This is a genomic window from Pseudomonas sp. TE4620 (assembly GCF_056279045.1).
Genome location: NZ_JBWBQO010000001.1, coordinates 5,710,481 through 5,729,345, shown reverse-complemented (window position 1 = coordinate 5,729,345; position 18,865 = coordinate 5,710,481). Strand labels below are relative to the sequence as shown.

Annotated in this window: 13 protein-coding genes; 3 read left to right on the top strand and 10 right to left on the bottom strand. The window is 63.2% G+C overall.

Annotated features, from left to right (window positions below):
* Positions 1-561: 561 nt before the first annotated feature.
* The 5 genes from ACZ9A3_RS26535 to ACZ9A3_RS26515 form a co-directional block, all read right to left on the bottom strand.
* Entirely contained in the window at positions 562-1,278 is a 717-nt protein-coding gene (locus ACZ9A3_RS26535; RefSeq protein WP_038997425.1) for an ABC transporter ATP-binding protein, read from the bottom strand.
* Positions 1,275-2,150 carry an ABC transporter ATP-binding protein gene (locus ACZ9A3_RS26530; RefSeq protein WP_038997426.1) on the bottom strand — a complete coding sequence of 292 codons (876 nt, stop codon included), beginning with the start codon at positions 2,148-2,150 and terminating at the stop codon, positions 1,275-1,277. Before ACZ9A3_RS26530 ends, ACZ9A3_RS26535 begins: the two co-directional genes overlap by 4 nt.
* Positions 2,147-3,430, bottom strand: a complete 1,284-nt coding sequence (livM, locus tag ACZ9A3_RS26525) for a high-affinity branched-chain amino acid ABC transporter permease LivM (protein WP_045196897.1) — start codon at positions 3,428-3,430, stop codon at positions 2,147-2,149. The genes ACZ9A3_RS26530 and livM overlap by 4 nt, the downstream gene beginning before the upstream one ends.
* Before the next feature lie 2 nt (positions 3,431-3,432).
* Complete coding sequence (locus ACZ9A3_RS26520) at positions 3,433-4,347, bottom strand: ABC transporter permease subunit (protein ID WP_010221625.1); 915 nt, start codon at positions 4,345-4,347, stop codon at positions 3,433-3,435.
* A 160-nt stretch (positions 4,348-4,507) separates the two neighbouring features.
* The gene (locus tag ACZ9A3_RS26515) at positions 4,508-5,644 is read right to left on the bottom strand and encodes a branched-chain amino acid ABC transporter substrate-binding protein (RefSeq protein WP_476253281.1); all 1,137 of its coding nucleotides are present in this window, start codon (positions 5,642-5,644) and stop codon (positions 4,508-4,510) included.
* A 469-nt stretch (positions 5,645-6,113) separates the two neighbouring features.
* Here ACZ9A3_RS26515 and pncB point away from each other — a divergent pair, with 469 nt between their 5' ends.
* Positions 6,114-7,316 (top strand): nicotinate phosphoribosyltransferase, encoded by a 1,203-nt coding sequence (gene pncB / locus ACZ9A3_RS26510; protein WP_045196893.1) that lies wholly within the window; start codon positions 6,114-6,116, stop codon positions 7,314-7,316.
* A gap of 3 nt (positions 7,317-7,319) precedes the next feature.
* Complete coding sequence (gene nadE, locus ACZ9A3_RS26505) at positions 7,320-8,147, top strand: ammonia-dependent NAD(+) synthetase (RefSeq protein WP_476253280.1); 828 nt, start codon at positions 7,320-7,322, stop codon at positions 8,145-8,147.
* Between the two features lie 62 nt (positions 8,148-8,209).
* Here nadE and azu read toward each other — a convergent pair whose 3' ends face one another.
* On the bottom strand, positions 8,210-8,656 hold the full coding sequence (gene azu / locus ACZ9A3_RS26500; RefSeq protein ID WP_045196890.1) for an azurin: 447 nt from the start codon (positions 8,654-8,656) through the stop codon (positions 8,210-8,212).
* Between the two features lie 355 nt (positions 8,657-9,011).
* On the opposite strand from azu, the gene ACZ9A3_RS26495 reads away from it, so the two are divergent.
* Positions 9,012-9,599, top strand: coding sequence for an LOG family protein (locus ACZ9A3_RS26495; RefSeq protein WP_045196888.1), 588 nt, complete (start codon positions 9,012-9,014; stop codon positions 9,597-9,599).
* A 28-nt stretch (positions 9,600-9,627) separates the two neighbouring features.
* On the opposite strand, the gene ACZ9A3_RS26490 is transcribed toward ACZ9A3_RS26495, so the two are convergent.
* The 4 genes from ACZ9A3_RS26490 to ACZ9A3_RS26475 all read right to left on the bottom strand — a co-directional run bounded on the left by ACZ9A3_RS26490 (position 9,628) and on the right by ACZ9A3_RS26475 (position 18,847).
* Positions 9,628-10,533, bottom strand: coding sequence for a transglutaminase family protein (locus ACZ9A3_RS26490; RefSeq protein ID WP_476253279.1), 906 nt, complete (start codon positions 10,531-10,533; stop codon positions 9,628-9,630).
* Positions 10,533-13,019, bottom strand: a complete 2,487-nt coding sequence (locus ACZ9A3_RS26485; RefSeq protein WP_476253278.1) for a circularly permuted type 2 ATP-grasp protein — start codon at positions 13,017-13,019, stop codon at positions 10,533-10,535. The genes ACZ9A3_RS26490 and ACZ9A3_RS26485 overlap by 1 nt, the downstream gene beginning before the upstream one ends.
* 39 nt (positions 13,020-13,058) lie before the next feature.
* The gene (locus ACZ9A3_RS26480; RefSeq protein ID WP_258596137.1) at positions 13,059-16,343 is read right to left on the bottom strand and encodes a transglutaminase family protein; all 3,285 of its coding nucleotides are present in this window, start codon (positions 16,341-16,343) and stop codon (positions 13,059-13,061) included.
* A gap of 200 nt (positions 16,344-16,543) precedes the next feature.
* Positions 16,544-18,847, bottom strand: coding sequence for a YgiQ family radical SAM protein (locus tag ACZ9A3_RS26475; protein ID WP_093376702.1), 2,304 nt, complete (start codon positions 18,845-18,847; stop codon positions 16,544-16,546).
* Positions 18,848-18,865: the final 18 nt, after the last annotated feature.

Genomic DNA, 18,865 nt, shown 5'->3' with positions numbered 1-18,865 from the left:
ATAGAAGGCCTGCGGCAAGCTTTACGCATGTTATCCACAAGCCCTTCCACAAAATCCGGGGGCAACTCGAAAACCCTGCAAGCCGCGTAATCCGGGGCTTGCGCAAGTATTTCCCTTGACCTCTGGCGCAGGCCTTGACCTAAGGCCGGCAACAGGCGTCGAAGGCGTGGATTTCCATGATGGCTCCAGGCCTGTAACGACGCTGTCTTCGCCGATCTTTCCAAGGCTTGCCCACAGAGTTATCCACAGGCCGGAAGCGCACTTTAATCGCCATTTGCGCTAAGGACAAAACACTTGACAAACCCCGATGCGAAAGCCGCGAAAAAACCTGATCAAAAAACAACCACAACCCTGGAAGCCTTGTTAACAAAGGGCTTCAGCAAGCTGCACCCAAGTTACCCACAGTCGGTTCCACACCAATGGTGGACAACTCAAACCTCTATGAAAACGCCCGCTGAAGCGACGTTCTGTCGCGCCCAAAAGAATGTCTGGACAATGTTTTCCACAAAACTGTGGACAAAAAAACGCCCCGTCAGCCGGGGCGCTTTTTTTCACCAACGATCAGTGCCCGCCCAAGTAAGCGTTGCGCACCTCCTCGTTGACCAACAGCTCCTGGCCAGTACCGGTCATGCGGATATGACCGTTGACCATTACATAGGCGCGGTCCGAGAGCTTCAGCGCATGGTTGGCGTTCTGCTCCACCAGGAAGATGGTCATGCCGGTCTGCGCCAGCTCGCGCAAGGTGGCGAAGATCTGCTTGACCACGATCGGCGCCAGGCCCAGCGACGGCTCATCGAGCAGCAGCAATTTGGGCCGGCTCATCAAAGCCCGGGCGATGGCGAGCATCTGCTGCTCGCCGCCGGACATGGTCATGGCGCGCTGGTTGCGCCGCTCCTTGAGCCGCGGGAACAGTTCGAACATGCGCTGCATGTCCTCGCTGGCGAACTTGTCGCCGATCGGGATGGTGCCCATCATCAGGTTCTCTTCCACCGACATGTCGGGGAACACCCGGCGACCTTCCGGCGACTGGGCAATGCCGTTGGAAGCGATGTAGTGCGACGATTTGTGAGTAATGTCGGTGCCACGGTAGATGATCTGCCCGGCTGCCGCCCGCGGCTGGCCGAAGATCGACATCAGCAGGGTCGACTTGCCGGCACCGTTGGAGCCGATCAGGCTCACCGTTTCGCCTTCATCGATGTGCAGCGAGACTTTCTTCAGGGCCTGGATCGGCCCGTAGAACACGTCGATCTCTTTCAGTTCGAGGATCGGTGTACTCATACCAGTTCCTCTTCATCGGCGCCCAGGTAGGCAGCAATCACCGTCGGGTTGTGACGGATGTCCTGTGGCGCGCCTTCGGCGATCACGTTGCCGTGGTCAAGCACCACGATATGGTCGGAGATGCTCATGACCATGCCCATGTCGTGCTCGATCAGCACCACGGTCAGGTCATGTTCGTCGCGCAGCACGCGGATCATTTTGCTCAGCGCTTCGGTTTCCTGCGGGTTGAGGCCGGCAGCCGGTTCGTCGAGGCAGATGATCTGCGGCCGCGTGCACATGGCCCGGGCAATCTCCAGGCGCCGTTGCTGGCCGTACGACAGCTCACCGGCCAGGCGGTTGGCGCAGTCGACCAGGTCGACCACTTCCAGCCAGTAGAAGGCATGGTCGAGGGCATCGCTTTCGGCCTTGCGGTAGCCCTTGGTGTTGAGCACGCCGGCCAGCAGGTTGCGGTTGACCCACATGTGCTGGGCCACCAGCAGGTTCTCGACCACCGACATTTCCCGGAACAGGCGAATGTTCTGGAAGGTCCGCGCCAGACCTGCGCGGTTGACCAGGTGAGTACCGCCAAACATCTTGTAGTGCAGGCGGTTGATGAAGCGCTTGGGCGAGACGAAATCGCCCAGCTGAAAGCGTTCGCCCAGCAGCTGGATGACATTGGTGCGGGTGCCGCGCAGGTTCAGTTCGATCTTGCCGCCACTGGCTTTGTAGAAGCCGGTCAGGCAGTTGAACACCGTGGTCTTGCCGGCGCCGTTGGGGCCGATCAGGGCGAAGATCTGGTTGCGTCTGACCTTGAGGCTGACATCGCTGAGCGCCTTGATGCCGCCAAACTGCATCATCAGGTTTTCAACCGAGAGAATCACGTCATCGCTCATGGCGCCACTCCTTTACGCGGGACTACACCGGTACGGCTGATACGAATCAGGCCGCGCGGTCTCCAGATCATCATCAACACCATCAGCACGCCGAACAGCAGCACCCGGTACTCGGAGAAGCTGCGCAATAGCTCCGGCGCCACGGTCAGCACGAACGCAGCAATCACCACGCCGACGGTCGAGCCCATGCCGCCGAGCACGACGATGGCAAGGATCAGCGCCGACTCGAAGAAGGTGAACGACGACGGGTTGACGAAGCCCTGGTAGCTGGCAAAGAACACCCCGGCAAGGCCGGCGGTAGAGGCGCCGAGGGTGAAGGCCGAGAGCTTCACCAGCACATGGTTCAGGCCCATGGACCGGCAGGCGATCTCGTCTTCGCGCAGCGCTTCCCAGGCGCGGCCGACCGGCATGCGGGTCAACCGGTGCTTGATGTACAGCACCGCCAGCACCACCAGGAACAGCACGATGTAGATGAACAGGAATTTAACGTTGGGGTTGTAGGCAATGCCGAAGAACTCGTGGAACGGCACCCCGCCGTCCTTGGCCCGACGGCCGAACTCCAGGCCCATGAAGGTTGGCGACGGCACCGGCATGCCGTTGGGACCGCCGGTGAACGACAGCCAGTTGTTGAGCACCAGACGGATGATCTCACCAAAGCCGAGGGTAACGATGGCCAGGTAGTCGCCATGCATCCTCAGCACCGGAAAGCCCAATATGCACCCGGCCAGCGCCGCAGCGATTGCCGCCAGGGGCAACACGGTCCAGAAGCCCAGGCCCAGGTACTGGTAACCCAGGGCCAGGCCGTAGGCGCCGATGGCGTAGAAGGCCACGTAACCCAGGTCGAGCAGGCCGGCAAGACCTACCACGATGTTCAGGCCCAGGCCCAGCAGTACGTAGATGAGGCCGAGGATGACCACGGTCAGCAGGTACTTGTTGGCGAAGAACGGGAAGACGATGGCAATCACGATCAGTGCCGGAATGATCCAGCGCAGCCGCGACTTGTAGTCCGGCGCCAGCACGTGCACGCCGGAACCACTGCCCTCGAAGCCCTGGAGAATCGACTGGCCCTTGGGCGTCTGCAGGAACAGGCTGAGGAAAAACCGCCCGACCATCACCCCGGCCACCAGCCAGGCGACACGGGTCGGTTCAAGGTTGAAGCTGTAGCCGTCGAGCACCACGCCGACGATGGGCCCGAAAACGATCAGGGAAATCAGCCCGGCGAGGACCGTATCGATCAGGCTGCGCTTGATATCGAATGTAGTTGTTTTGGCAGCAGACATACTTACACCTTCGCCACGAGTGGGCGACCCAGCAGGCCTTGGGGACGGAAGATCAGGATCAGCACCAGTAGCGAGAAACTGAACACGTCTTTGTAGTCGGAGTTGATCAGCCCGGAGAACAGCGACTCGGAAATCCCGAGGATGATCCCGCCGAGCATGGCGCCCGGCAGCGAGCCAATGCCACCGAGCACCGCGGCGGTGAAGGCCTTGATGCCGATGATAAAGCCCGCGTAGAAGTCGAAGGTGCCGTAGTTCATGGTGATCAGCACGCCGGCCAGGGCCGCCATGACAGCACCGATGACAAACACATAGGAGATCACCCGGTCGGTGTTGATACCGAGGATCGAAGCCATCTTGCGATCCTGCTGGGTGGCCCGGCACATGCGCCCGAGCTTGGTGAACTTGATGATGTAGGTAAGCGCCGCCATGCCGACGAAGGCCGCCACCAGGATGAAGATCTTGGTGTAGGTCAGTTGCACGAAACCGGTGCCCACTTCGACGCGCCAGGCGCCTTCAAGCAGGGTCGGTACGCCTTGCTGGCGTGCGCCCTGGCTGATCTGCGCGTAGTTCTGCAGGATCAGCGAGATGCCGATGGCACTGATCAGCGGCGCCAGGCGGGTGGAGTTGCGCAGGGGTTTGTAGGCGATGCGTTCGATGGTCCAGCCGTAGACTCCGGTGACCACCACCGTGAAGATCAGCGTCCCGAGCATCAGCAAGGGGAAGGATTCGATACCGAAATACGCCAGCAATGCCAGGCTGATTGCCGCCAGGTACGCGGAAATCATATACACCTCGCCGTGCGCGAAGTTGATCATGCCGATAATGCCATAGACCATTGTGTAGCCGATGGCGATCAGGCCATAGACGGACCCGAGGGTCAGCCCGTTGACCAGTTGCTGCAGGAAAATACCATCCATAACGCAATCTCACGTATTTGAGATTGCACAAGCGCCGACTACGGTGAGCCCCGGATGAAGCGGCCCTCGCAGCGCAGGGTTGTGCAGATCTACGAGAAAAGACAGGTACGGCGCAAAACCGGGTAGCGACCCGGGCTCAGGCCCGGGTCGCCTACCGTTGTTATTTTTGTTTTTCCAGTTGGTGGTACTTGCCGTCCTTGTCCCACTGGTAGACCACATAGTCAGAGACCGTCAGGTCGCCCTTGCTGTCCCACTTTTTCTCGCCCATCACGGTTTGCACCGGGTTGGCCTTGAGCCACTTGGCAGCGTCTTCGCCCTTGTTCGACTTGGCGCCGTTGAAGGCTGCAGCCAGGGCCTGGACCGAAGCGTAGGCATACAGGGTGTAGCCTTCTGGCTCGGTGCCGCCTTTGCGGAACTCCTCGACCACCGCCTTGCTGTCTGGCAGCAGGCGCGGGTCGGCGCCGAAGGTCATGTACACGCCATCGACGTATTGCGCGCCACCAGCGGTGGAGACCAGTTCGTCGGTTACGATGCCGTCGTCGGACATGAACTTGACGTCTTTCAGGCCTTGCTCGCGGAGCTGCCGTACCAGTGGACCCGCTTCAGGATGCAGACCACCGAAGTAGACCACGTCTGCCCCGGTGGAGCGGATTTTGGTGACAAGGGCGCTGAAGTCTTTCTCGCCACGAGTCAGGCCTTCGTAGAGAACAGGTTTCACGCCGCGTTTTTCAAGCTGGGCCTTGGTGGCATCTGCCAGGCCCTGGCCGTAGGTGTCCTTGTCGTGCACTACTGCAACCTTCTTGCCTTTGAGCACATCGACAATGTAGTCGCCGGCGACAATGCCCTGCTGATCGTCACGCCCGCACATACGGAACATCGCACCGAGGCCGCGCTCGGTCACCTGCGGGTTGGTCGAGCCCGGGGTGATGGCGATGACACCGGCTTCGTCATACACCTCAGACGCCGGAATGGTGTTGGACGAGCAGAAGTGCCCGACCACACCGATCACCTTGTCCTGGTCGACCAGGCGGTTGGCCACCGCCACGGCCTGCTTCGGCTCGCAGGCATCGTCGCCCTTGACCAGCACGATCTTCTCGCCGTTGACGCCGCCCGCGGCATTGACCTTGTCAGCCGCTGCCTGTGCACCTTTCATGTACTGCTCGCCAAACGCTGCGTTGGCACCGGTCATCGGGCCTGCTACGCCGATCTTGATGTCGGCCTGAACATACGAAGAAACGCCCAGCGCCGTAGCTACGGCGAGGGCCAGAAAGCCTTTCTTGTAAAACGTCTGCGACATGAGGTGGTGCTCCTGGAGTTTTTTTGGTTGGCACTACAACTTTCAGCAATTGCTCTGAGCAAGGGCCGTGCCATTGGTTTTTTATTCTGGAAAAACTCGTGAACAAGTTGCGCAGCCAGGATTCACGGCCTTTTTTTACTGGTCGTGCAACCGTCTGCCTCACGACAAGCGCCACCGGACACGAGAAAAAAGAGCAACCGCGAAGTGCCATCATTGCAACCCTGGGTTGTGGTTACGTGCAACCAGCCTGTAACAGGATGCGTAACCGAACTGCACATCCTTGGTGCGCGACTGCTACAGCGGGCACCATTACAGGCTAGCCGCTGCCCGACAAAAGCGCCGCTACCTGTAGCCTGCTACCGAATTACCCCGGCCTCGGCCTGCCCGCGTGGCGGCAAAGGCTGGCACAATGTGCAGGTCTGTGCGCCGTCGCTGGCGGTGATGGCGCGCGCCCCCTTTGGAGCCCCCTATGAGCGAGAGTGCATTTGCCGATCGCATCGTGCAGAACCTGCTCGACACCGATTTCTACAAGCTGACCATGATGCAGGCCGTGCTGCACAACTACCCCAACGTCGACGTGGAATGGGAGTTCCGCTGCCGCAATGGTGAAGACCTGCGCCCTTATCTGGCGCAGATCCGCGAGCAGATCGAGCAGTTGTGCGAACTGAGCCTGGGTAATGGCCAGTTGGGCTTCCTCGAGCAGATCAGCTTCATGAAGCCGGACTTCCTGCGCTTTCTCGGCCTGTTCCGCTTCAACCTGCGCTACCTGCAACTGGGGGTCGAGAACGACCAGCTGTACTTGCGCCTGCGCGGCCCCTGGCTGCACGTGATCCTGTTTGAAGTACCTTTGCTTGCGATCATCAGTGAGGTGCGCAACCGCCATCGCCACCCCCAGGCCAAACTCAGCGACGCCCGCGACCAGCTGTACCGTAAGTTCGACTGGCTCAAGGCCAATGCCAGCAGTGAGGAGCTGGCCGAATTGCAGGTCGCCGACTTCGGCACCCGCCGACGCTTCTCCTACAAGGTTCAGGAAGAAGTGGTACGGGTGCTCAAGGAAGATTTCCCCGCGCGTTTCGTCGGCACCAGCAACGTGCACCTGGCACGGAAACTGGATATCAAGCCACTGGGGACCATGGCCCACGAGTGGATCATGGCCCACCAGCAACTGGGGCCGCGGCTGATCGACAGCCAGATTGCCGCGCTCGATTGTTGGGTGCGCGAGTACCGCGGGCTGCTGGGCATCGCCCTGACCGATTGCATCACCATGGATGCTTTCCTGACCGATTTCGACCTGTACTTCGCCAAGCTGTTCGACGGCCTGCGCCATGACTCGGGCGATCCGGTGCAGTGGGCGGAAAAGGCCATCAGCCACTATCGCAAGCTGGGGATCGACCCGATGACCAAGACCCTGGTGTTCTCCGACGGCCTGAACCTGACCAAATCGCTGGAGATCTTCCGGGCCCTGCGCGGGCGCATCAATGTCAGCTTCGGCATCGGCACCAACCTCACCTGCGATCTGCCCGGGGTGGCGCCGATGAGCATCGTGCTTAAAATGACCGACTGTAACGGCCAGCCCGTCGCCAAGATTTCCGATGAGGCGGCCAAGACCCAATGCCGCGACGAAAACTTCGTCGCCTACCTGCGCCACGTCTTCAAAGTGTCCAAGGAGTAATTCATGCAAGCCGTCCAGCGAGAGATTGCGCAAGCGCTCAAGGTCCAGCCGCCGTTCGCCGACAGCGCCGCGCTCGAAGCCGAAGTGGCCCGGCGCGTGGCCTTCATCAAGACCTGCCTGCACAACGCACGGCTCAAGACCCTGGTGCTGGGTATCAGTGGTGGTGTTGACTCGCTGACCGCCGCGCTGATGGCGCAACGGGCGATCAATGAACTGCGCAGCGAGACGGCTGATGAGCAGTACCGCTTCATTGCCGTGCGCCTGCCGTACCAGGTGCAGCACGACGAACACGATGCCCAGGCCTGCCTGGAAGTGATCAAGGCCGACGAGGTGCACACTGTCGACATCGCTCCGGCCGTGCGTGCCCTGGCGACCGAGGTCAAGGCCCTGGAAAACGGCGCGCCGGCGATGGTCGATTTCGTCGTCGGCAACACCAAGGCGCGCATGCGCATGGTTGCCCAGTACACCATCGCCGGCGCCCGCCAGGGCCTGGTGATCGGCACCGACCATGCCGCCGAAGCGGTGATGGGCTTCTTTACCAAGTTTGGTGATGGTTCCTGCGACCTGGCACCGCTCAGTGGCCTGGTGAAAAACCAGGTGCGGGCCATCGCGCGCAGCTTTGGCGCGCCGGAGTCACTGGTGGGGAAGGTGCCGACTGCAGACCTTGAGGACCTGGCGCCAGGCAAGCCGGACGAAGCGTCCCACGGCGTCACCTATGCGCAGATCGATGCGTTCCTGCATGGCGAGGCGGTGAGCCAGGAAGCGTTCGACATCATCAGCGCCACCTACCGCAAGACCCAGCACAAGCGCGAGATGCCGTTCGCGCCTTGAACGCATCGCGGGGCAAGCCCGCTCCTGTGGGAGCGGGCTTGCCCCGCGATCAGGTACCCGAATTACTTCAGGGTAACAGTGCCTTTCATCATCGAGATGTGGCCAGGGAACGAGCAGAAGAAGCCGTACTTCTCGTCAGCTTTCAGCTTGGACACGTCGATGGTCAGCGAATCCTTCTCGCCAGCGCCGATGATCTTGGTGTGGGCGATCACGCGCTCGTCGCCTTCTTTCAGGTAGCTCTTGTCGATGCCGGCAGCCAGGCCGTCGGTGGCGATCGGCTGCATGTCAGCTTCTTTGCTGATGACCAGGTTGTGGCCCATGACGTTCTTCGGCAACGAACCGGAGTGGGTCAGTTCGACAGTGAAGGTCTTGCAGCTCTTGTCGATTTCGATGGCCTTGGTGTTGAAGGACATCTGGTCGGTGGAGTCGATCGTCGCCTTGCACTCAGCGGCAAATACCTGAGTGCTGGCGAGGGTCAGCAAGGATACTGCGACAACTTTGGCAAACATCGTGAATCTCCATGGCAGGGGTTTTTTATCAGTTTGCAGACTGCCTGAAACCGCAAGGCCGGCCCATGATGTGGGTCAAGCACTGGCCGAAGAGCCAGGCAGTGAATTTGTTCTATGGATTGTATACAGGAAATCTAAGTGCCCATCATGCACCTTTGAGGGAGGATGAGACAACCTCTCATTTAGGAGTAAACGATCATGTCCTTTGGTACTTTCTTCAATGGCCTGCTGGCCGCCTACGCCTGCGGCGCTGCGGGCGCCTCATGCGAATTCGCCCGGCCGGAGTAACGACTGCGGGCTTGGAAGCGAGCGGCCAGCACCTTACTCTGTGTGCGCTTGTAACCGGAGAGAAGCAATGCCCGTACGTTCCGTTTGTGTGTTCTGTGGCGCCAGCACCGGCGTCAACCCGGCCTACCGCGAGGCGGCCATCGCCCTCGGCCAGGCCATCGCCGCGCGCGGCCTGACCCTGGTGTACGGCGGTGGCGCCGTGGGCCTGATGGGTATCGTTGCCGATGCGGCCATGGCCGCCGGTGGCGAAGTCATCGGCATCATCCCTGAAGCGCTGAAAAACGCCGAGATCGGCCACACCGGCCTGACCCGCCTGGAAGTGGTCGACGGCATGCACGCGCGCAAGGCACGCATGGCCGAACTGAGCGACGCATTCGTGGCCCTGCCCGGTGGCCTGGGCACCCTGGAAGAGCTGTTCGAAGTCTGGACCTGGGGCCAGTTGGGTTACCACGCCAAGCCCCTGGGCCTGCTCGACGTCAACGGCTTCTACAGCAAGCTGGGCAGCTTCCTTGACCATGTGGTGGAAGAAGGCTTCGTGCGCCCGCAACACCGCGCCATGCTGCAACTGGCCGACTCGCCAGCCGAGCTGCTCGAGGCCATGGACAACTTTGAAGCCCCGGTGCTGCCCAAGTGGGTCGACAAGAAGCCTGATTGACCCGCCTCATCGCGGGGCAAGCCCGCTCCTACAAGGCTGTGGCCTCATCCAGCGGCATCACCGTGACCTGCACCTGCGGGTCATGGCTGCCGCCACCGAGGATCACCCCACGCAGCGGCGAGACATCGGAAAAATCCCGGCCCCAGGCCAGGGTGATGTGTTCCAGCGCCGGGCGCAGGTTGTTGGTGGGATCGAAATCGATCCAGCCCTGCCCCGGGCAAAACACTGAAATCCACGCATGCGAGGCATCGGCGCCGATCAGCCGTGGCTGGCCGGGTGGCGGCCGGGTCAGCAGGTAGCCGCTGACATAACGCGCCGCCAGGCCGCGCGAGCGCAGACAGGCGAGCATCAGGTGGGCAAAGTCCTGGCACACGCCGCGGCGGCGCTCCAGCACCTCCACCAGCGGCGTGGCGACCTGGGTCGCCTCGGCATCGAAGGTGAACTCGCAGAAGATCTTCTCCATCAACGCCTGCACGCCTTCCAGCAATGCCCGGCCAGGCTCGAAAGAGGATTCGCTGAAGGCCACGAAGCGCTGCTTGAGGCGTACATAAGGCGACTCGAATCGATAACGGCAGGCTTCCAGAAGCGCCGCTGCCATCGGCTGACTGGCATAGGTCAGGGCCTCGCGCACCTGCTCCCAGGCCGGCGAGGCGGCAAAGTCCGGCGCCGCCCGCTCGAGCACTTCAACCTGCAAGCGCGCCACCACCCGCAACTGCTCATGCTGGCGCTCGAACGCCAGGCGCGTCAGCGGGTTGCCGAACACGTCCCACTCATCGCGCCGCAGGGTCGGCTGCGGGCTGACCTGCAGGGCCTGGGCCGTGCAGCGTTGCCAGGCGCAAGGCCGTGGCCACAGGTGCGCCAGCTGCTGGGCCAGGGACACCGGGCTGTCGTAGCGGTAATGGGTGTCGTGGATAATCTGGTAGCGCGCACTCATCACAGCGACACCGTCTGCTGGCTGACATCGTCGACGTGAGCGAAATGGCGCAGGGCCAGGCGCTCGGAAATCTCGCCACTGGCCAGGGCCACCCCTTGCAGCAGGTCAGCAAGCCCCGACAGCACCGCTTGTACACTGGCGCTGCCGAACAACGGGTCTTCCAGGCTGCGCAGGTCGAAGTGACGCAATTGCTCGGCCAGTAGCGCCAGAGCCGGGTCGCGCGGGCTGTCGAATTCCTCGCTCAAGCGTTGGTTGGCACGCACCAGCAGTTTGAGCTGGAACAGCACGGCGTGGGGGTTCTGTTCATCGAGCAGGAGCAGATCGAGCACCGGGATCAACTGCGCCACCGCCAGGTAGCGCGAGCGGTAGGTGATGCTGCTATTGCCCAGCTCCAGCAACCATTCAAGCCCGGCCTGGTCGTACACCGCCGGCCCGCGCAGAAACGCCGCCAGGCTGCTGCACAGTGACTGCAATCGCTCGATACGCCGGCCAATCATCAGGAAGCGCCAGCCTTCGTCGCGGGTCATGTCGTCGAGGGCAAAACCCGACAGCGCCGCCAGCGACATCACCAGGCGGTTGAGAAAATCCACCCGCTCGCCAAAGTCCGCCTCGGCATCTTCCAGGCATTGCGCCTCCCGCTGCAGCTCGACCAGCGCCTGCCAGTTCTCCCGCGAGAGCTTGCCGCGCACCTGCGACGCCGCCCAGTGCAGGCGCTGCAAATTGGCCCGCAGGCTGAAGGCCCAGTCGCCATCGTCCAGCGCCGCGCGCAGGCGCTCGGGCAACTCACCCTCCTCCGGCAGCAGCGACAATTCATCGGCCAGTTCCACCGCCGCCTGCAGGGCCAGCGGATCGTCGCCGTCCAGGTAGCGGGTGAGGATGATCCGCAGCAGGCGCGCACTGGCATCGCAGCGCTCGCAGTAGCGCCCGAACCAGAACAGGTTCTCCACCACCCGCGACGGCAGGTAAGGGTCCTGGCGGATCAGCTCGGCCACGCCGATGGTGCGCTGGGCCCGCCATTGCTCGCCCGCTGGCGCCGCTTCGCCGAGCACCCAGGTGTCCTTGCTGGCGCCACCGCGCTGCATCGACACCACCTCGGCGTCAGCTTGCGCAGCAACCCGGGTCAGGCCACCGGGCAGCACCCGATAACCGTCCGCCGAGGCCACCGCGTACACACGCATGCCAATGGCCCGCGGCTGCACCTGGCCCTTGTCGGCCTGCCACACCGGCGCCTGGGACAACTGCGCCAGCTCCTGGGCGACATAGGCGTAGGGCCGTGCCTGGATGCGTTCGGCCAGGGCCTGGCGCTGGGCCGGGTCGAGGTCACGGCCGAACACCGGGCTGAAACTCTGTGACGGGAACGCCGGCTTGACCAATAGCTTCGGCAACTGCTCCAGTGCCCGCGCCATCACCGGTGGCTCACCGCACCACCAGGTGGCGATCGACGGCAGGCTCAGTTCTTCAGCAAACAAGCGCTGGTTGATCGCCGGCAAGAAACCGAGCAGGCCCGGCGACTCAAGCACGCCGCTGCCCAGCGCATTGGCCACCAGCACCCGGCCCTGGCGCACGGCATCGAGCAAGCCGGGCACGCCCAGGGCCGAGTCGGTGCGCAGCTCCAGCGGGTCGCAGAAATCATCGTCCAGGCGCCGCATGATTGCGTGCACCCGGCGCAGGCCGCTCAGGGTCTTGAGGTATACGGTGGCATCGCGCACGGTCAGGTCGCTGCCCTCGACCAGTGGATAACCCAGCTGCCGCGCCAGGTACAGGTGCTCGAAATAGCTCTCGTTGAAGCGCCCTGGGGTCAGCAGCACCACCAGTGGCGCCTCCTGGTCATTGGGTGCCAGGCGCGCCAGGGTCTGTTGCAGGGTGCGGAAGAAACCGGCCAGGTGTTGCACCTGCAAGTCGCGGTATAGCTCGGGCAACGCCCGCGAAACGATGGTGCGATTCTCCAGCGCGAAGCCTGCGCCCGACGGTGCCTGGGTGCGGTCTGCCGTCACCCACCAGCGCCCGTCCGGGGCACGGGCCAGGTCCACCGCGTAGACATGCAGGTAGGTGCCTTCAGGTGGCGCTATACCCTGGCAGGGCCAGAGGAAATTGTTATGGCCATAGACCAGCTCGGCGGGCAGCAGGCCTTCGCTGATCAACTGCTGCGGCCCGTAGATATCGGCCAGTACCGCATTGAGCAAGCGCGCGCGCTGTTCGACACCGGCGGCCAGTTGCTGCCATTCGGCGGCAGGCAGCAGGTGCGGCAACAGGTCCAGCTCCCAGGGCCGGTCGGCGCCCTTGGGGTCGGCGTAAACGTTGTAGGTGACGCCGTTCTCGCGCAACTGGCGGGTCAGCGAGGCCTGGCGCTGGGCCAGCTGCGCCGGCCCGCTGCGCTGCAGGTAGGCGCACAACGGCTGCCAGTGCGCACGCACCGCACCCTGGCTTTCGAGCATCTCGTGATAAGTCCCCGCACTCAGCGGGTAAGCATCCAACAGGTCAGGCATGGCAATGCTCGAAGGCCACAGGTCAGTTCAGAGTAGCGCTCAGCCGCGGCGCAAATCCAGGGTAAAGGGTAGTTCCGGGTTCACCTGCGCCGATGGTATGTCCACTACACCCGGGCTGTGTCCGAGGCGGAAGAAGCGTGCCTGGCGCCGGCTCTGGGCTTCGTTGGCATTGACCGGCAGGGTCTGGTAGTTGCGACCGCCCGGATGCGCCACGTGGTACTGGCAACCGCCCAGCGAGCGGCCCATCCAGGTATCGAGCAAGTCGAACACCAGCGGCGCCTGCACCGCAATGGTTGGCTGCAGGCAATTGGCCGGCTGCCAGGCGCGATAGCGCACCGCCGCGACGAACTCACCGACGCGCCCGGTGGCTTGCAAGGGTAGCGCCCGACCGTTACAGGTCAGTTGATAACGCTCCGGCGGCAGGCCGCTGACCTTGACCTGCAGGCGCTCCAGCGACGAGTCGACATAACGCACCGTGGCACCGCCAGTACCCTCCTCGCCCAGTACATGCCAGGGCTCCAGGGCCTGGCGCAGTTCCAGCTCGATGCCGTTGACGGCATAGTCGCCGACCTTGGGGAAACGAAACTCCAGGTGTGCGGCAAACCACTCGGCACGCAGCGGGTAGCCTGCGGCGTTGAGCTCGACCAGCACATCGGCAAAGTCCTGCTCGATAAAGTGCCCCAGCATGAACCGGTCATGCAGCTCGGTGCCCCAGCGGGCCAGGCGCTTGGGCGCATAGGGCTCACGCCAGAAACGCGCGACCAGGGCCCGCAGCAGCAGTTGCTGGACCAGGCTCATGCGCGCATGCGGCGGCATCTCGAAGGCGCGCAGTTCCAGCAACCCCAAACGCCCGGCCGGGCCGTCCGGGGAGTACAGCTTGTCGATGCAGAACTCGGCGCGGTGGGTATTGCCGGTAACGTCGATCAGCAAGTTGCGCAGCAGCCGGTCGACCAGCCATGGCGGGCCTTCCTCGCCCGCTGCCGGCATCTGCGCGAAAGCGATCTCCAGCTCATACAGCGCATCGTTACGCGCTTCATCCACCCGCGGCGCCTGGGAAGTCGGACCAATGAACAGGCCGGAAAACAGGTAGGAAAGCGACGGGTGATTGTGCCAGTAGCTGATCAGACTACGTAGCAAGTCAGGGCGGCGCAGGAACGGCGAGTCGGCCGGGGTGGCGCCACCGAGGACGAAATGGTTACCGCCACCGGTGCCGGTGTGTCGGCCGTCGATCATGAATTTTTCGCTGCTCAAGCGCGTCAGGCGCGCCTGCTCGTATAGGAACTCGGTGCGCTCCACCAGTTCGTCCCAACTGGCCGAAGGCTGCACGTTGACCTCGATGACGCCGGGGTCGGGAGTCACCTTGAAGTTGGCCAGGCGCGGATCGGCCGGCGGCTCGTAGCCTTCGAGGATGACCGGGCAATGCAGCTCGGCCGCGGTGGCTTCGATCACCGCAACCAGTTCGAGGTAATCCTGCAAGCGAGACAGCGGTGGCATGAACAGGTACAGGCGCCCTTCTCGCGGCTCTGCACACAGCGCGGTACGGGTCAGCCAGTCGGCCGAGGCATCGACCTCGGGGGCTGCGTGCTCCTGCTCATCGAGCGCCTGCCCGGCGCTGGCCTTGAGCAGTTGGTCACGATCAGGCAGATCGCCGAGCACCTGGTTGGGATCGGTCGGATGCACGTAGGGATATTCCGCGGCCTTGACCCAGGGCTGCGCAGCCAGCGGCAAGCGGTAACCCAGCGGCGAGTCGCCCGGCACCAGGCGGCAATGCTCATCGCGCAAGTACCAGCGTCCGCTCTGCCAGCGTTGCTCGTCGGCGCTGCGGGCCAGCGGCAGCACCTGGCCGATGACCTTGTCCAGGCCCTGGCTGAACACCTTGCGCAGCCTTGCACGCTCCATCTCGTCGTCCAGGCGCGCAGCGTCGGGGCGCACGTTGGACGGCAGGCCGCCCTCGCGCCACAGGTAATAGAGTGAGTCTTCGTAGGCGCCGAAGACATAACGCGCAGGCAGCCTCAGCCGTTCGGCAACGCTGGCCAGGAAGCGCGCGGCCAGCGCGCTGTCGGCGCCGAGATCCTGGTGTTGGTCGGCGATCAACGCCGGATTGTTCCACAGCGGCACACCATCACGCCGCCAAAAGCAGTTGAGCGACCAACGCGGCAGTTGCTCGCCCGGGTACCATTTGCCCTGGCCGAAGTGCACCAGGCCATGGGGCGCGTAATGCTTGTACAGGCGCTGGAACAGCTCACCGGCCAGGCGCCGTTTGTTCGCGCCTAGCGCTGCGGTGTTCCACTCGGCGCCGTCAGGGTCGTCAATGGCCACGAAGGTTGGTTCACCGCCCATGGTCAGGCGCACGTCCGCTGCTTTCAGGTCGCTGTCCACCTGGCGCCCGAGGGCGACGATGGCCTGCCATTGTTCGTCGCTGTAGGGCAGCGTCACCCGCGGCGATTCCCACAGGCGCTCGACACTCATTTCATGCTCGAAAGTGCATTCGCAGGGCTCGACCAGGCCGCTGATCGGCGCCGCTGAAGTCGGATCGGGGCTACAAGCCAATGGGATATGCCCTTCCCCGGCAAACAGCCCGGAGGTGGCGTCCAGGCCGATCCAGCCGGCGCCGGGCAAGTACACCTCGCACCAGGCGTGCAGGTCGGTGAAGTCCTCTTCGGTGCCCGACGGGCCGTCCAGTGCCTTGATGTCGGCGGTCAGCTGAATCAGATAACCGGAGACGAACCGCGCCGCCAGGCCCAGGTGGCGCAACAACTGCACCAGTAGCCAGGCCGAGTCGCGGCAGGAGCCGGAACCCAGTTCCAGGGTCTGCTCCGGTGTTTGCACACCGGGCTCGAGGCGGATGAGGTAGCTGATGTCCTCGCTCAGGCGCTGATTGAGCGCCACCAGGAAATCGACACTGGCCTGGGGCGTGCGCTCGATGCTGTCCAGGTAGGTGGCGAACTTCGGCGTCAGCGGCAGTTGCTCCAGGTAGGGCAGCAGTTCGTGGCGTTCGTCTCGGCCATAACTGAAGGGAATCTGCTCGGCGTAGGGTTCGAGAAAGAAGTCGAACGGATTGAACACCGCCATCTCGGCGACCAGGTCGACTTCCACGCGCAGGCTGTCAGTCTTTTCCGGGAATACCAGGCGCGCCAGGTAGTTGCCCTGTGGGTCCTGCTGCCAATTGATGAAATGTCCGTCCGGCTGCACCTTCAGCCCGTAGGAGAGGATCCTCGTGCGGCTGTGAGCAGCCGGGCGCAGGCGAACAATTTGCGGGCCCAGTTCAACTGCACGGTCGTAGCGGTACTCGGTGACATGGTGCAAGGCGACATGAATCGACACGGCGGGCCTCCTGCGAGCCTGGGCGGTAGTGGAACCGCGCAAGACTTGTGCCATGGGCCCAGGCCTGCGATTCCCTGCATGCAGCCGGTACAGTCGCACCAAAAGCGCACCGTAGCGAGGCCGCCGTGCAAGCCTTGCACAGATTTGAGGCTTTGCCAGCGACGCAAACAAAAACGCCAGCCCGAAGGCTGGCGTTTCAGTTAGCGCGGCAGAACCGGCTGGCGGGCGGGCTTTTTCTTGCCCTTGCCGCCCTTGGCGGCATCCTTGCGCGCCTTGGCCGCTTCCTGGTTGCGGGCAAACGCCGCCGCCTTGGCCTGTTCACGCTTGTCCCACGGCTTGGAGCCATCGCTGGCACGCGGCGGCAAGCCGTTGTGCTGGGTGAGGATCTTCTGCTCTTTGGCCACCTTGTGGCTGCCGGCCGGGGTCGAGTTCTTGCGCCGAGCGCTCTGGTAGCTGTCGGTCGCCGGCTGGTGCAGCGGGATCAACTGGTGCTTGCCCGGGCCGATCAGGTCGGCGCGACCCATGCGCTCCAGGGCTTCACGCAGCATCGGCCAGCCCTTCGGATCGTGGTAGCGCAAAAAGGCCTTGTGCAAGCGGCGCTGCTGCTCGCTCTTGACGATGGTCACCGGGTCGCTCTTGTAAGTGACCTTGCGCAGCGGGTTCTTGCCCGAGTGGTACATGGCCGTGGCCGAGGCCATTGGCGACGGGTAGAACGCCTGCACCTGGTCGGCACGGAAGCCGTTGCCCTTGAGCCACAGGGCCAGGTTCATCATGTCTTCGTCGGTGGTGCCCGGGTGCGCGGCGATGAAGTACGGGATCAGGTACTGCTCTTTGCCCGCCTCTTTCGAGTACTTCTCGAACATGCGCTTGAAGCGGTCATAGCTACCGATGCCCGGCTTCATCATCTGGTTCAGCGGGCCTTCCTCGGTGTGCTCCGGGGCAATCTTCAGGTAGCCGCCGACGTGGTGGGTCACCAGCTCCTTGACGTACTCCGGCGACTCTACCGCCAGGTCGTAACGCAGGCCCGAGGCGATGAGGATCTTCTTCACCCCTGGCAGGTCACGGGCGCTGCGGTACAGCTTGATCAGCGCCGAGTGGTCGGTGTTGAGGTTCGGGCAGATGCCCGGGAACACGCACGACGGCTTGCGGCACGCCGATTCGATCTCGGGGCTCTTGCAGGCGATGCGGTACATGTTCGCAGTCGGGCCGCCGAGGTCGGAGATGACCCCGGTAAAGCCGGGCACCTTGTCGCGAATCTCTTCGATCTCGCGAATGATCGACTCGTGCGAGCGGTTCTGGATGATGCGCCCTTCGTGCTCGGTGATCGAGCAGAAGGTGCAGCCGCCGAAGCAGCCGCGCATGATGTTCACCGAGAAGCGGATCATGTCGTAGGCGGGGATTTTCTCCTTGCCGTACGCCGGGTGCGGGATGCGCGCATAGGGCATGCCGAACACGTAGTCCATTTCTTCGGTGGTCATCGGAATGGGTGGCGGGTTGAACCACACGTCCACTTCGCCATGCTTCTGCACCAGGGCACGGGCGTTACCCGGGTTGGTCTCCAGGTGCAGCACGCGGTTGGCGTGGGCATAGAGCACCGGGTCGTTGCGGACCTTCTCGAACGACGGCAGGCGGATGACCGTCTTGTCACGGGTCATGCGCGGGCTGGCGAGGATCTGCACAACCTTGGCTTCGTTGGGGTCTTCGACTTCGCCCTTTTCCTGCTCGATGGCACAGGCCTGGGTGTCCTGGGTGTTGACGTACGGGTTGATGATCTTGTCGACCTTGCCCGGACGATCGATACGGGTCGAGTCGACCTCGTACCAGCCTTGCGGGGTATCACGGCGTACGAAGGCGGTGCCGCGAATGTCGGTGATGCTCTCGATCGACTCGCCGAACGACAGGCGCTGGGCCACTTCGACGATGGCCCGCTCGGCGTTGCCGTACAGCAGGATGTCGGCGCAGGCGTCGATCAGGATCGAATGACGGACCTTGTCCTGCCAGTAGTCGTAGTGAGCGATGCGGCGCAGGGAGGCTTCGATGCCGCCGAGGACGATCGGCACATGCTTGTAGGCTTCCTTGCAGCGCTGGCTGTACACCAGGCTGGCGCGGTCCGGACGCTTGCCGGCCATGCCGCCCGGGGTATAGGCGTCGTCGGAGCGGATCTTCTTGTCAGCGGTGTAGCGGTTGATCATCGAATCCATGTTGCCGGCCGCGACGCCGAAGAACAGGTTCGGCTCGCCGAGCTTCATGAAGTCGTCTTTGGACTGCCAGTCCGGCTGGGCAATGATGCCCACGCGAAAGCCCTGGGCTTCCAGCAGGCGGCCAATGATGGCCATGCCGAACGACGGATGGTCGACGTAGGCATCACCGGTCACGATGATGACGTCGCAGGAATCCCAGCCGAGCTGATCCATCTCCTCCCTGCTCATCGGCAGGAACGGTGCTGGCCCGAAGCATTCGGCCCAGTACTTGGGATAGTCGAAAAGTGGTTTGGCTGCTTGCATGTCAGTGACCGGTGGCTA